Source organism: Oceanirhabdus seepicola, assembly GCF_023684385.1.
In the GTDB taxonomy this organism is placed as follows: Bacteria; Bacillota; Clostridia; order Clostridiales; family Clostridiaceae; genus Oceanirhabdus; species Oceanirhabdus seepicola.
Genome location: NZ_JAGSOJ010000001.1, coordinates 1,178,525 through 1,192,556, shown reverse-complemented (window position 1 = coordinate 1,192,556; position 14,032 = coordinate 1,178,525). Strand labels below are relative to the sequence as shown.

Genomic DNA, 14,032 nt, shown 5'->3' with positions numbered 1-14,032 from the left:
ACTAAATGTAATAATAATTGACAAAATGTAACTTAGGGAATAAAATGTAAATAGAGGTGATGATTATGAAGGAGTTATTTACAGTTGAAGAGGTAGCGAAAGTTCTTGATGTTCATACTCGTACAGTAAGAAGATATATTAAAGAAGAGAAATTAGGAGCATCAAAAGTTGGGGGACAATGGAGGGTTGATAAAGAAAATCTGAAAAAGTTCATGAATAATGAAGAAGTTGTAGAACAGTTTCAGAAGAAACAGGATGATATCATATTGGGGTTGATGGAAGGAAAGAGTAATGATAATGTAACCATTCATACTATAGTTGACTTTAAGGTGGAGAATGAAGATGAGATAGAGAAGCTCTGTGGAAGAGTGTGCAATACTATAAATAATGTGGAGAGTGGAAATATTAAATTTCAATATACTTATAAAGCAGAAACTGGTATAGCTAGATTTGTATTTAAGGGTGATTCCAAGAATATTTCAATGGTAGTTAGTTTATTTGAAGAGTATGAGAAATAAAGGGGATGTAGAAATGGGGAAAAGTTTAATAAATACTATGAAGGAATTAGCTGATATATGGGAGAAGGATGAATTTGTTAAATATTGGAGTGAGTTTAATAAAGTACCATTTGCAATATATAATGAGGAACAGGTATGTATTATAGGGCATGATACATTACCCGATACATTTACATGTATAGATGATTATATATATATTGGAGAGATTACTGATGATTTTAAAGGAAATACAGCTATTGATTTTCATGGAAAAAAGATAGCAATTGTTGGTCTTCATTACATGGGAAATATAAGTATACAGAGATTATATTCTATTGTTTTACATGAGAGTTTTCATGTGTTTCAGAGTAAAGGGGATATGGACTATATGTGTGGAGATCCTTTGGGGATTCTTGATTATAAATTCCAAGTGGATAATTTGTTCTACAGAGCACTTGAGAGAAGTAATCTAGATAATGCAGTAAATTCTAGTGAGAAGAAAGATTTGTTTTTATATTTGGATCAGTTCATTCAATATAGGAACAATAGAATTAAGTCATTAGAAGAAGCGGCACTGCATTTTGAAATGGGATTAGAGACAATGGAAGGAACAGCAGCCTATCTTGAGATTAAAGCATTAATGAAGTGTTCAGGAAAAGATTTAAATGCGGTATTGAAAACATACGAAGGAACCATGAAATTCACGGATAAGACTCTTAAGAATTTTAGAGGTGATTGTTATATTACTGGAGCTTATATGGGATTAATACTAGATAGGTTAGATAAGGATTGGACAGAGAAATATAATAAATATGAAAAATCACCATATATATATGATTTTATGATAGAAGTATATAACTTATACAAAGAAGAGGAGAACAACACAAGGTATGATTATTCACTAAATGAGGATAGTGAATTAAGGGGATTTATAGTAGAAGAGATAGACAAGCAGGAGAGAAGAAAAGAGAAATTATTTGAGGAATTCAAGAATGGTCATGAGATAAAGGTATCCATTAAACATAATATGAGATTATGCGGATACGATCCTATGAATATAGATGAAATAGGAAATGAAATACTTCATAAGAATTTTATATGTGTTGATATTGATGGAGAAAAACATTGTATCTTTAAACCTGTGATTATGGAATATGAGAATGATAGGTATAACATATCAAAAATAACTTTAAAAGTCGATAAAGAACCTGAAGATGAGGATGGTTTCTATATAATTGAAGGGTTAGGGAAGTTCGCTGCTGATATGGTTGAGATAATTAAGAGATAATTTATCCAGGAAAATTAATAAAGGGACGGTTCATAAGAAATTTACAGAAGGCTTGCACATCAAACATAAAATTTGAGGGTGCAAGTATTCTTATAAATTAATGAACCGTCCCCTTTAATATATAATTTGTTTAGACTAGATTTAACTGCGCCTACATAATAAATATAAAATAATAAATTAATGAAAAACTTGAAAAAATATGTAAATAGGAGTAAAATACAGAATAGATATGAGGCAATTTATTTTACTTGCCTATGACATAATAAAGAGGGAGCGATAATATGGAAATACCAGTTTGGCAGTATGTACTATCTATGGGGGGATACACTGCATTATTGATTTTGATTGTACATTTTATGAGAAAGCACTACAAGATATCTAATTGGATATGGATTGGAGCTTTATTTACTTTTCCGCTTTGGCTAAGAAATATAGAGGGTTGGTTCAGAGTGTTTAAAACATTAAGCATTTTATTACCAATAATCTTATTTGGACTTGCTAGAACATCTAATTATGAAGATAGAAAAGGTAAAGGATGGGAGTTTCTACAAAAAGGTTGGGTCATGTGGACATTATATGGTGTTCTATTGCTTAATATCATGGAAGCTACTATTAAAGATTATCAGTTAGGAAACATGATGAATGTTGTTTGTGGAGTAGTTTTATGTATTACAGCACCATTTCCAACAAAGTATTGGAAGATTTATAAGGGTAAAAGTAGTGATGTAATTGCATATACTACAATAGGATGGAATTTTTTGTATACTACTTGGAATGGATGTTTTGTATATGGAGAAACTGGAGCATATTTCGCAGCATCACTTTGTATAATCTTTGCAGCAGAGATATATCCTCTTGTTAAGAGAAGACCAGAGTTATATATAATGGCTAGGGTTTATACATTAGCAACACATTTATTAATACGTGCATGTTTTGGAGATTTATTCCCAAGTCTTATGGATGCATCAAGTTGGCATAATGCTGAAGTCTTAAAATATTGGGGAATTATAAATGCAATAGTTTGTGTTCCATATGCTTTTTGGTATACATGGCAGTTGCATACTGGTAAGGCAGAGAGAACCTTTAAGAGATTAAAGAATAATGAGATTCCTTTACAGGGATAAATTAAATATAAAGATATATACGAATAAATAGAGCTTGGCAATCAGACTTAAAAAGATGGCCGAGCTCTAAGTCTATATGTTAGTTGAAAGGGGGATGGGGATGGAATTTGAATATAAAGATCAAAAGAACGGAGTATATTGGATTGTTTTTATAGTATGTGCTGTAATGGGATTAATAATTTTCAATGATAAAAGCACTAATAATAGCAGTATCTTTGTAATTGTAATGATAGTAAATATGTTTATGCAATTTATGCGTTATAAGAACATTAAAAACAAAGGTATGGGCATAGTGGATTATTTAGACTATGGGCGTGTTACAAAATGGTTAATAATAATGTTTGGAATTATTGCATTTTGTGTAGCTATTTCAGGTAAGTACGCTAATTATATTATGGGAATATTGTTAATTATTTTGGCAATCATTTTGATTTTTGTAGGAGATTTATTTAAAAAATCTAATGAAATAGAGGAAGGCTATCCTAGTGATAAGATTATTCTTAATGAAGAGGGAATAAAGATTCCAGCATATAAATTTATCAAGTGGGATGATATAAGTAATGTTTTAGAATATGAAACAAGAGAAGGTTCAATCATAGGTGTATTGGTATCTAGTGAGAGAGCATATAAAATTAAAAAAATCAAACTTGAAGATAGGTTATTTGGTAAAAACGTAAGGCTAATAACCATATTTAAAAATAAAGTAATATGTAAAGGGGGGTTAAATACTTCTCAATTAGTTGATGAAATAAAGGAGAAGATGAAAGGGTAAAAATTTTTAGCTTTCGAATATGAAATTAAGGGGGAGGAAAAATGAAAAAAAAGTTAACTGTTTTTATATCTATATTAATAGTGAGCGGATTACTAATAGGGTGTGGAAGTAATAAGAAAGTAAGCATAGAAACTTCTAATAGTGAGATAAGTACGATAGCAGAGAATAATAACAAAACCGAAGATAAAACTGAAGATAAAACCGATAACAAAACCAATACAAATACTTTAAATGAAGAGTGTGAAAGGCTTAAGCATAAAGATGAGTTTTTAAAAAGTAAAGAAGGACATGACTTTCAAGTAGTAGCATGGAAATTTACAAAAGCTTACCTCAGTGGAGATGTCAGTACTATGAAAAGTTATCTCTTAAATCCAGAAGATAAAGATAATTATTATAACACAGAAAATATGTTTGATGATGTTGAATTCTTAATATTGAAGCTTGACCCTGATGACATTAAGGACGATATGATAAATGCAGAGTATGAGTTTTGCTTAAAAAACAATGATTATTATGAGTACCTTAATCTTGAAATAAAAAAGGTAGACGGTAAATGGAAAGTGCAATTCTACGGTCTTGAAATGTAAATACCATCATTAAATAACATTATATTAGTATATTTCAGAGTGTAAAATTATGTAAAAAAAGGAGAGGATTCTATCTCCTTTTAAATATATTTATAGTATGTAGTGAATTATTGTTCTAAAGAACAATAAGATATAGTTTCTGCCCTAAGGCAGAAACATCAATTATACATTTGTTTTTACCGGTTGTTTTACTAAAAAGGTCATAGCTCCACCGATGATAGCCAATACTGCTGAAATCATAAATGTAGGTTTAAGTCCACCAGCATTTGCGACTATAATTGGTCCGACAAGGGCTGCTATTCCATATGCTTGATATACAAGTCCATAATTTGATCCTAAATTTTTAATACCATAAAACTCACCTGTAATGGTAGGTAATACAGAAAGAAAACCACCAAAACAAAATGAAACACCGGCAAGACAAGCAAAAAATATCACAAAATTTAGAGGGATAACGCTCAGTATAATCATACATATAGCTGTTATTATAAACATAAATAATACTACTTTTATTCTTCCTAGTTTATCTGATGCAGTTCCCCAAATAAGTCTTCCACCAGCATTGAAAAGTGATATCATAGCTACAGAATTTGCAGCTACAGCAGGTTCAAGTCCAGCTAATTGGATACCTATATCCTTTGCAAGTCCTATTACTAAAAGTCCACTTATACATCCAAATAAATACATTACCCAAATAATATAAAATACTTTAGTTTTCATCATTTCTTTTACAGTAAAATTATTTTCTTTTATAGAGTTAATTGAATTTTTAGTATTAGTACTATATCCTTCAGGTGGAAGTATTAATAATTGAGCTCCTAATAATATAATGAGCACAAAGATTATTCCTAAATAAAAGAAGGCTTCAGAAACTCCTTTTGAAACAAGTAAATATTGAATTATAGATTTAAAAACTAAACTTCCAAGACCAAAAGCCCCTACTGCAATACCAGTTATAAATCCCTTTTTCTCTGGAAACCACTTGATACAAGTAGAAAGTGGACAAACATAAACAAATCCAACCCCAATTCCTGCAAGTACACCAAAAGAAATATATAAAAGTATTATAGAAGTTGCTTTTGAAGCTAATATTAAACCCGCACCGTATAAGATACCGCCAATTGATGCAACTTTTCTAGGACCAATTTTATCTTGAAGTCTACCAGAAAAAATTGTTGTAAAAGCAAATACAAAAATCGCTATAGAAAATGTAAGGAGTGCTTCATTCTTTGCCCAACCGAATTTATCCATAAGAGGTTGATTAAACAAACTCCATGAATAAATTGCTCCTACACATAACTGAAGAAGCACTGCACCTAATACAACCAGCCAACGATTCATAACCTTCTTCCCCATTAAAAATCCTCCTTAAAATATTAAAAAAAATATAATCATCTATTTTAGTTTATATTATTATATAATGATAAACTATGAATTGTAAAATTTTTAGATGATTTTTGGATTTAATTCAACATTTATTAAAACTTAGATTATAATGTAATTTCATAAGATTTGCCAAGTTTACGTAAATAAATTAAAATGTTACTATATTAAAAAATACTATAATGAAGAGAGGCAATTATGGAAATTAAATATAAGAATTCAGGAATGAGTATATTATCTAGTATAATAATAAGTATATTTTGCATAGGGCTAGGCGTATTATATATTAGTATGAAAGAAGTTGAATATGCATCTACCCTTGTACTGATAGCTGTTGTACCATCTTTGTATATGAATTATAATCGTTTGAAGAAACAAGGAATGAGATTGTTGGAGTATTTAGACTATAGACGATTACTTAGTATTGCACTTGGGATAGTTACTGTTGTATTTTTATGTACAATTATATTACACATAAGATTTGAACTACTTTTAGGTGGATTGTTAATATTAATAGGTATAGTTGTTCTACTTAATAAATTTATAACAAAGAAAGAAAAGGATGACTCAGAATATCCTGCTGGAATGATTACTTTGAATAAGAATGGGTTAAAGATTCCAGGTTATAAGTTAATTCAGTGGAATAAAATTAGTGATGTTATAGAGTATAAAGATGGTGGAAATGATACTGTGGGAATTCTAGTAAGTAAGGAATCAGATTATAAACTTAACTATTCAATTATGGAAACATTAATTACTGGGAAAAGAAGAAGATTAATATCTATACCTAGAAGAAGAATAGTTGAAGATAAGAATATAACAATGGGAGATTTAGTTGAGGAAATAAGGAAGAATATTAATAAATAAAACATTAGGCACATTGCTAGTGAGATACGTTGTAACTTGAAAAGAATCGATTTATACTAATAGCATGGATTTATAACTAGATATTGATTGGAGATATTAACAATGGAAATTAATATACCAGGAAGAGGAACCATAAAAATTAAAAATCTTTTATTAGACTATAACGGAACTATAGCTTGTGATGGTAAAGTTATCCCAGCAGTAAAAGAGAAAATAGAGGCTATTAGTAAAGCTGGAATAAGTGTACATTTAGTAACTGCTGATACCCATGGTACTGCAAGAAATCAATGTGCTAATATGCCTATTGAAATACAGATATTTGATAACTCAAATGCTGCTGAAAACAAAAGAGAAATAGCACAAAAACTTGGAGCTGAAAATTGCATATGTATTGGAAATGGGTTCAATGATGGACAAATGTTTGAAGCTTGTAGTATATCAATTATAGTAATTGGGACAGAAGGTTGTTCTGCAAAATCTTTAATGAAAGCTGACATTGTATGTAAGAACATTGAGGATGCTTTTGAGTTGATATTGAAACCAAAGAGAATGATTGCAGATTTAAGAGGATAAATGGGAGATTAATTCTAGTATTTCTTAAAAACATTAAGCTTGTACAACACCGCCATAAAGTGCAGGATTGTGCAAGCTTTTTCTTTTAATAGAATTATCATGTTCTAAGAGATGAGATTATAATTTACTTTTGATAGAGAATTTATATAGAATAATTGACAAAGGACGACAGAATTGGGCAGAATTCCTCTATATTATGTAAAGGTATATGAACATTGTACTTATATTTTTCATAGAATGTAGTATAAAGATACCTTTTATAAATCTTGATGGAGGTATAAAAATGACTCATTGGAATGAGTATGCTAGTGATAATGTTCAATTTGCAGTAATGGGCGATAGCAGAGGTTATGGGAAGGATGTTAATGATCAAATAAATGAAAAAGTGTTTACTAATATTTTAAGACATTTGAAGAAATATCATCAGCCAGAATTTATACTGTTCGGAGGCGATATGATAAGTGGAAGATGGACACATGGAATAAAACCATGTACTTGTTTTATGGTACATTGGTTAAATTATTGGAAAGGCATTGTAAAAAATATTTTTCCTGAAGTAAATATTGAAGAATTCTTATATCCATGTATTGGGAATCACGATATAAGTTGCGATATACCTCTAAATGAAAGTGAAAAAGCATTTAATATGGTTTTTGACTATTTGCCGCCTGGTAGATGTTGTAATGAGATGCTGAAGGGTTATGGTAAAACTGTATACTATTTCGATTATGGGAATTCACGTTTTATAGTATTAAATAGTAGGTGGAAAAATGTTGATACTGATATAACAACAGTTCTTTATGGAATACCACATGACCAGCAGGTATGGCTAAAGGAAGTATTGAAAGCAAGTGACAAACAACACAATTTTATTATGTTTCATGTTCCAATATTCGGCAACGTGGATAGAACATCCATTAATCCCTATCAGAGGGAAAGTCTATGCGAAATTCTTGGCCAAAATAATATATCAGCTGTTTTTATGGGACACGAGCACTTCTACTGCCGAAGGGTTATAAGCAATGCACTATTTTATGAAAAAAATAAACTAGTGGTGGAAAATCAGTTTAATCAGCTAACGGTAGGAAGTTGTGGGGCACCTCTTTACGCTGGAGGGGACAACCTTGAAAATTGTGCATTTGGTCCTCTTGGTGTGTACCATTATATGATTGTAAATATTATTGGAGATAATGTATTTTTTAAAGTATATGATATAAATGAAAACTGTATAGACAGTTTTATTCTTTAGGAAATTGAAGAATGTTATAAAGAAATTATCACATGTAATGGTGCTTATTTTTTTACATCTAAGGTAGTACTTTTGTATTACCTTTTATTTTTTTGCTCAGATTTGGAATTATTATATTGCTGGATATGTTTCATAATATGGTATGATATGTATATCGTTAAGTTTAAGAGTTAAATAAAATGTTAGATAAATATTGATATTCTAGAGCTTTATAATGTTAAGATATAAATACATAATTTTGAGGTGATGATACATGGAAAAGATAAACTTTTCAGAGTTTACAAATACATATTCAATAGTGGCATTTGATCCTATAAAAAAGCAATTGGGGGTAGGAATGCAAACTCACAATTTTGCTGCATGTAACCGTGTGACTTGGGATGAACCCGGTATAGGAGTTATAGCAACACAAGCATATACCAATCAACTTTACGCTTTTGAAGGTATTAAAATGATGCGACAAGGTAAACTTCCAAGAGAAATACTAAAAGATTTGACTGAACAGGATTCAGGTTCAGAATATAGACAAGTAGCTATTATGGATGCAATGGGAAACATGTGCACACACACAGGAAGCAAATGTACTGGAGATGCAGGTCATAAAATAGGTAAACATTATTCATGCCAAGCTAATATGATGCTTAAGGATACGGTATGGGATGCAATGGGGAAGGCATTTGAGAAATGTGATGGTGAATTAGTTGACTGTATTATGGAGGCAATGGAAGCTGCTGAATCCCAAGGCGGAGATGTTCATGGACCACAATCTGCTGCAATCACTATAGTTACATCTGAACTAATAGATAAACCCTGGTTAGGGTATTTTTATGATTTCAAAGTGTATGATAATCCTAAACCTTTAAAGGAACTCAGAAGGCTTATTAACTTAAAGAAAGCTAATGATTGTATTATTAATGCTAATAAGATGCTTAGTGAAAAACCATTGGATAATAAAAAAGTAACCTTATCAAAAGAACAGTTTAATAATAATTTAAATAATATTCCTAATAAGGATAGTAGAATACAACACCAATTTTATTATGCTAATAGTTTATTAAAGGCTGGATTAGAGGATGAAGGAATTTCTTTGTTAAAAAGCGTAATTTCAATCAGTCCAATTTGGAAAGAGGTTGGGATTAGAAATGCAAAAGCAGAATCTGATGAATACCTTTATCAAATATTAAATAATATATAGAGATTCCAGTACGAAAATTAATTTATACATGTTCCAAAATCTCGACGAATCAACGAGTTATGGACATGTATAAATTAAGATTTGAGTTGGAATCTCTATAAGAATCAAATATAGAATTAAATCAATATATGAAGCATTATTCAAAAGAAAAGGGGTATTATTAATGCGTTTTAAGAAGGATATACCAGAAAATTACGGGATATCATCCAAGGCTATATTAGATTTTATTGAAGTTACAGAGCAGGATGAAGAGATTAATTTAAAGACCTTTATGTTATTACATGATAATAATATTCTTGCACAGTTTAGTAAAAGACCTTATAAATTAGAAGATCAGCAGCTACTGTTTTCTATGACAAAATCTTTTGCTTCTCTTGGAGTTGGGATTGCAGCGGATAAAGGATATCTTAATATTGAAGATAAAGTAATTTCATATTTTCCTGATAAACTCCCAGAAGAAATAAGTGATAATTTAAGCAAAATAAAAGTTAAACATCTATTAACTATGACTTCAGGTATTCATGATAATACTTATGAAATGCTGTATTCTCAAAAAGACTGGGTAAAGGCGTTTTTAGCACAGAACTTTCCTCATGAGCCAGGCACTTATTATCGTTATAGTACTCATGGATCTCATATGTTATCAGCTCTTGTTGAAAAAGCAACAGGGCAGAGTTTATTAGAGTTTTTAAATGACCATCTATTTAAACCTCTGGATATACCAAAGCCACAATGGGAAACTTGCCCATCGGGTATGACTGCTGGTGGAATGGGGTTAAGTCTTGCACCAGAATCTATGGCAAAGATCGGTGTTATGTTATTAAATAAAGGAATTTATCAAGGGAAAAGGATTCTATCACAATCATATATTAATGAGGCTACATCGCCACATGTGTTTAAACATACTGAAAGGGACAAAGAAAATAGAATATACTCTGGCCTACATTATGGATACCAGATACATATAGGTCAAGATAATTATTTCAGATTGGATGGTGCATTTGGGCAGATTTGTTTAGTGGTACCTGAAAAGAATATTATAGTTGTTGCAACATCTAAAGGAACTAAAACAGAAAAATTGCTTAAATATATTTATAAGCATTTACTTGATTCAGATTATATTGAGGAAAATCTTCATAGGAATTATTATAATGAGCTTAAAAATAAACTAAATTCATTAGAATATACTGCTCCAAGTTTTAGGGATATACCTGTTGGAATACAACAACTTAATAATTGCGCTTATATAATTGATGATAATCCTAATGGAATAAAGAAAGTTATGTTTAATCAAAATGGACAAGAGCTCATTATGAGTACAATTAATTCGGATAATCTGGAGTATAAAGTCAAATTTGATTTTTCTGAACCTGTTCACCATAAAGGAATGTTTATAAAAGATATTCAATCTCATAATCAGAAGTACATATCATATGCTAAATGGTTGAGCAATTCTGAATTAGAACTACATGTTATCTATGTAGAAACACCTTATGTAGTTAAATATCGTTTCTCATTTATTGAGAGTGGAATTAAGATGGAATTCTTTATTAATGTATCTTTTACTTTAAAAGACTTTACTGCAGTTGGAAGACTTGATTTGTAATATAAAAAAATTATTCTTGGAGTATTATACTGTTAGAATAAATCAAATAAGAGGAGGCTATATTAATGAAAAAACTTTGTATAGTTTTACTAAGCGTTATGCTAATTTTAGTCACACCAAAACAAACCTATGCAGCAATAGAAATGCAGAAAAAAAATGATGTACCATTGGATAAATATTGGACGATTAAATTGAATATAGATGTTGATGAAAGTAGTATCATAGATAACAATATTTATATACTTGATGCTCAGGGTAATAAGATTAATTGTGAATTATCTAAGACAGATAACACTAATATCATTACAATTACACCTAAAAGTAATTATAACCCAGGGGAAAAATACACACTTCATATAGAGAAAGGTATTAAATCAATTTCAGGTGAAAAGCTGAATGAAGCAGTAATAATGGAGTTTACGACAAAAAAACAAAGTAATCAAGAAATGGAAGATAGAATAAAAGAGAAAATAATATTCGAAAATGATATTAGAACCTTTACACTATATGCATTTATGAATTTTACAGGTTACGATGATGAAAATAATAAATCGGGGTTTCATGAAGTAAGAAAAATGGTTAGGGAAGATTTAGAAAATATGAATCTAGAATTATTGGATAATGATTTTTATACTAACACAGATAAAGATTATGTTTACTATAAGAACACATTGAAAAAATTAGGTTCTGCACCAGATTTTCCACCACTTCAGAAGATGGGCAAGTATGAGATAAAAGGGATAGAGAAGCATCTTAAAGAATTTTACGAAAAAGCAAATATTGAAGAATTATATAAGAAGTATAAACCTTATTATGATAAAGAATTAAAGAAGTATTCAGATAATGCTATTGAAGCAATAGCAAAAACAAATAGCTTTCTAAGAGTTGATGTTCCAAACTCAGAGTCTTTTTATATTGAGGTAAATCTACTTGATGCATATTGGAGAGGATTTGGATTAGGAAATATAGATTTGTATAGAGGAAAAGGGGTAATACTTACAGGTCCTTCATATGAACCTAATATACTTAACATAGTACACGAGTATTTGCATGGAGTTATTAATCCAATAATTGATGACTTGGATAAAGAAGTAAATAATCTATCATATAATATGAAAGAGATACAACAATCTAAGGCTGTTAAACAAGGATATGATAATTGGTCAGAAATTACAAAAGAGTCATTTGTAAGGGCTTTATCAAGGAAGATGGTGGGTGGATATTCTATGAATGAGATAGAACGTCAAACTAGTGATGGTTTCGTTTTAACAAAATATGTATATGAAGAATTTGATAAATATGAGGACTATGATGGAACATTAAAAGAATTCATTAGAGATATTTTAAAGTCTTATGAATAGAATGAACAAGATAAAAAATGAAATAATTTATATTAATCAGGAGGGACTATATGGGTAATAAAGATGTTAGGTTATATGAGCATATAACCATAGACAAAAAGACAGCACAAAAATTATTTTCACAATATGACAATAAAATTGAGTTGACAAATTTAACATTAATACCAGAAGGTATGAGTACAAGTAATTATATTGTAGACATCAAAAACAGTTCTAAAAAATATTTGCTCAAGATTTATCCTGAAGGTGGAGGTAACAGTGCAATTGAAGCAGCATCATACTCATATGCAAAACAATATGTAAATGTACCAAATATTCATCTATTTGATAACAGTAAAAAAATTTATAACAATCCATATGTAATAATGGATTATATTGAAGGAATGAGTCTAAAAGAATATATTATAAAAAATAAAAAATTTCCTAATAAAATAGCTTATGATATAGGTAGCAAGTTAGCGCTATTACATAGACGAGAATATAAAAATAGAGGTCTACTAAATAAAAATTTAGATATTAAAAAGAATTTACCTCCGATTACAGACTTGCATGAGCAGTTTCTAAATGGGATTCCTGGTACTCATATCAATAGTAAGATAAAAAATGAACTTCTTGAATCTATTGATAAAAATAAGGAATTGTTAAAGAAGTTAGATACAACATTTGTTTATTCACATGGTGATTTTTACCCTGCTAACATTCTTATAGATAATAAAGATAATAGTGTTTGGTTTATTGATTTTGAATATAGTTTATCAGCACCTATATACTATGATATTGGAAAATTCTTTAGAGATAGAGCTTATATGGATAAATATGGAGATAAAAGTACGTATGATAATTTTATAAGGGGATATAATGAACATGCAAAAAATAAAGTATCTGATGATTGGATAAAGATTTCTAGACTTGCGGATATGACGGGGATGTTATCTTTAATAAATAAAGAAAATCCTCCTATGGAGTGGGTTAAAGGAATCGAAGATGCATTAAAGCGGACTTTGAGAATATTAAGAAATGAGATTGAGTTTTAATATTAAAGAGATCAATTAGTATTTGAATGAACCTATCAAGATTCTAATGAATGCCGTTCACAAAAATTAAATAACATATAAGTCTTAAGTATAGAGCCTGTACACTTGTCGCTAGTTAAAGTGTGCAAGCTCCTTTTATTTTTAGAATTCACTTTGTACTTTAAGGTAAATGTTAGTTTCATCATTATTTAATTTGCTAATTTGAGCATTTGGATTTTTTATATATTCTTTAGATATGTAAACTGGCTTCATATTTTTACATAGCATATTATCACCTACTTATATGATATAATACATTATACCACACATTTGTATAATAATAACATTAGAGCGAATGCAAGTTCGTTTTTGTTTGCTTTAAAAGTAAACTGATATGCATTATTTCTATTCAAGCAATATTCATTTACTGATCATAAAAATAAGTAATACAGTATATTTGCAATATGTCGTAAAGTAAATATAATAATTACAACGAAATAGTAAAAATTACGAATCG

13 protein-coding genes are annotated in these 14,032 nt (G+C 29.6%); 12 read left to right on the top strand and 1 reads right to left on the bottom strand.

Translation table 11 applies throughout. From position 1 onward, the window contains the following. Nucleotides 1-65: 65 nt before the first annotated feature. From KDK92_RS05195 to KDK92_RS05175, 5 genes are all read left to right on the top strand, one after another. Nucleotides 66-518, top strand: coding sequence for a helix-turn-helix domain-containing protein (locus KDK92_RS05195; RefSeq protein WP_250858027.1), 453 nt, complete (start codon nt 66-68; stop codon nt 516-518). Between the two features lie 13 nt (nt 519-531). After that, nucleotides 532-1,785 carry a hypothetical protein gene (locus KDK92_RS05190; protein ID WP_250858025.1) on the top strand — a complete coding sequence of 418 codons (1,254 nt, stop codon included), beginning with the start codon at nt 532-534 and terminating at the stop codon, nt 1,783-1,785. Between the two features lie 281 nt (nt 1,786-2,066). Next, nucleotides 2,067-2,909: a hypothetical protein gene (locus KDK92_RS05185; protein ID WP_250858023.1), complete on the top strand. Its 843-nt coding sequence runs from the start codon at nt 2,067-2,069 to the stop codon at nt 2,907-2,909. Between the two features lie 100 nt (nt 2,910-3,009). Then, nucleotides 3,010-3,681: a hypothetical protein gene (locus KDK92_RS05180; protein ID WP_250858022.1), complete on the top strand. Its 672-nt coding sequence runs from the start codon at nt 3,010-3,012 to the stop codon at nt 3,679-3,681. A gap of 41 nt (nt 3,682-3,722) precedes the next feature. After that, nucleotides 3,723-4,268, top strand: coding sequence for a hypothetical protein (locus KDK92_RS05175; protein WP_250858020.1), 546 nt, complete (start codon nt 3,723-3,725; stop codon nt 4,266-4,268). A 162-nt stretch (nt 4,269-4,430) separates the two neighbouring features. Here the strand turns inward: KDK92_RS05175 and KDK92_RS05170 are convergent, their stop codons facing one another. Then, nucleotides 4,431-5,624: an L-lactate MFS transporter gene (locus tag KDK92_RS05170; RefSeq protein WP_250858019.1), complete on the bottom strand. Its 1,194-nt coding sequence runs from the start codon at nt 5,622-5,624 to the stop codon at nt 4,431-4,433. 225 nt (nt 5,625-5,849) lie between these two features. On the opposite strand from KDK92_RS05170, the gene KDK92_RS05165 reads away from it, so the two are divergent. The 7 genes from KDK92_RS05165 to KDK92_RS05135 all read left to right on the top strand — a co-directional run bounded on the left by KDK92_RS05165 (nt 5,850) and on the right by KDK92_RS05135 (nt 13,536). After that, on the top strand, nt 5,850-6,518 hold the full coding sequence (locus tag KDK92_RS05165; protein WP_250858018.1) for a hypothetical protein: 669 nt from the start codon (nt 5,850-5,852) through the stop codon (nt 6,516-6,518). Nucleotides 6,519-6,620: 102 nt separating this feature from the next. Continuing rightward, the gene (locus tag KDK92_RS05160) at nt 6,621-7,091 is read left to right on the top strand and encodes an HAD family hydrolase (protein ID WP_250858017.1); all 471 of its coding nucleotides are present in this window, start codon (nt 6,621-6,623) and stop codon (nt 7,089-7,091) included. Nucleotides 7,092-7,374: 283 nt separating this feature from the next. Continuing rightward, on the top strand, nt 7,375-8,340 hold the full coding sequence (locus tag KDK92_RS05155; RefSeq protein WP_250858015.1) for a metallophosphoesterase family protein: 966 nt from the start codon (nt 7,375-7,377) through the stop codon (nt 8,338-8,340). 253 nt (nt 8,341-8,593) lie between these two features. Beyond that, entirely contained in the window at nt 8,594-9,535 is a 942-nt protein-coding gene (locus tag KDK92_RS05150; RefSeq protein ID WP_250858013.1) for a DUF1028 domain-containing protein, read from the top strand. 163 nt (nt 9,536-9,698) lie between these two features. Next, the gene (locus KDK92_RS05145) at nt 9,699-11,141 is read left to right on the top strand and encodes a serine hydrolase domain-containing protein (protein ID WP_250858011.1); all 1,443 of its coding nucleotides are present in this window, start codon (nt 9,699-9,701) and stop codon (nt 11,139-11,141) included. 65 nt (nt 11,142-11,206) lie between these two features. Beyond that, nucleotides 11,207-12,502, top strand: coding sequence for an Ig-like domain-containing protein (locus KDK92_RS05140; protein ID WP_250858009.1), 1,296 nt, complete (start codon nt 11,207-11,209; stop codon nt 12,500-12,502). A 50-nt stretch (nt 12,503-12,552) separates the two neighbouring features. Beyond that, nucleotides 12,553-13,536 (top strand): aminoglycoside phosphotransferase family protein, encoded by a 984-nt coding sequence (locus tag KDK92_RS05135; protein ID WP_250858007.1) that lies wholly within the window; start codon nt 12,553-12,555, stop codon nt 13,534-13,536. Nucleotides 13,537-14,032 lie beyond the last annotated feature (496 nt).

What these genes read in the sequence shown, in the direction of transcription:
- KDK92_RS05195 (WP_250858027.1), top strand. Translation starts at nt 66, where the DNA reads ATGAAGGAGTTATTTACAGTTGAAGAGGTAGCGAAAGTTCTTGATGTT.
- KDK92_RS05190 (WP_250858025.1), top strand. Translation starts at nt 532, where the DNA reads ATGGGGAAAAGTTTAATAAATACTATGAAGGAATTAGCTGATATATGG.
- KDK92_RS05185 (WP_250858023.1), top strand. Translation starts at nt 2,067, where the DNA reads ATGGAAATACCAGTTTGGCAGTATGTACTATCTATGGGGGGATACACT.
- KDK92_RS05180 (WP_250858022.1), top strand. Translation starts at nt 3,010, where the DNA reads ATGGAATTTGAATATAAAGATCAAAAGAACGGAGTATATTGGATTGTT.
- KDK92_RS05175 (WP_250858020.1), top strand. Translation starts at nt 3,723, where the DNA reads ATGAAAAAAAAGTTAACTGTTTTTATATCTATATTAATAGTGAGCGGA.
- KDK92_RS05170 (WP_250858019.1), bottom strand. Translation starts at nt 5,624, where the DNA reads ATGGGGAAGAAGGTTATGAATCGTTGGCTGGTTGTATTAGGTGCAGTG.
- KDK92_RS05165 (WP_250858018.1), top strand. Translation starts at nt 5,850, where the DNA reads ATGGAAATTAAATATAAGAATTCAGGAATGAGTATATTATCTAGTATA.
- KDK92_RS05160 (WP_250858017.1), top strand. Translation starts at nt 6,621, where the DNA reads ATGGAAATTAATATACCAGGAAGAGGAACCATAAAAATTAAAAATCTT.
- KDK92_RS05155 (WP_250858015.1), top strand. Translation starts at nt 7,375, where the DNA reads ATGACTCATTGGAATGAGTATGCTAGTGATAATGTTCAATTTGCAGTA.
- KDK92_RS05150 (WP_250858013.1), top strand. Translation starts at nt 8,594, where the DNA reads ATGGAAAAGATAAACTTTTCAGAGTTTACAAATACATATTCAATAGTG.
- KDK92_RS05145 (WP_250858011.1), top strand. Translation starts at nt 9,699, where the DNA reads ATGCGTTTTAAGAAGGATATACCAGAAAATTACGGGATATCATCCAAG.
- KDK92_RS05140 (WP_250858009.1), top strand. Translation starts at nt 11,207, where the DNA reads ATGAAAAAACTTTGTATAGTTTTACTAAGCGTTATGCTAATTTTAGTC.
- KDK92_RS05135 (WP_250858007.1), top strand. Translation starts at nt 12,553, where the DNA reads ATGGGTAATAAAGATGTTAGGTTATATGAGCATATAACCATAGACAAA.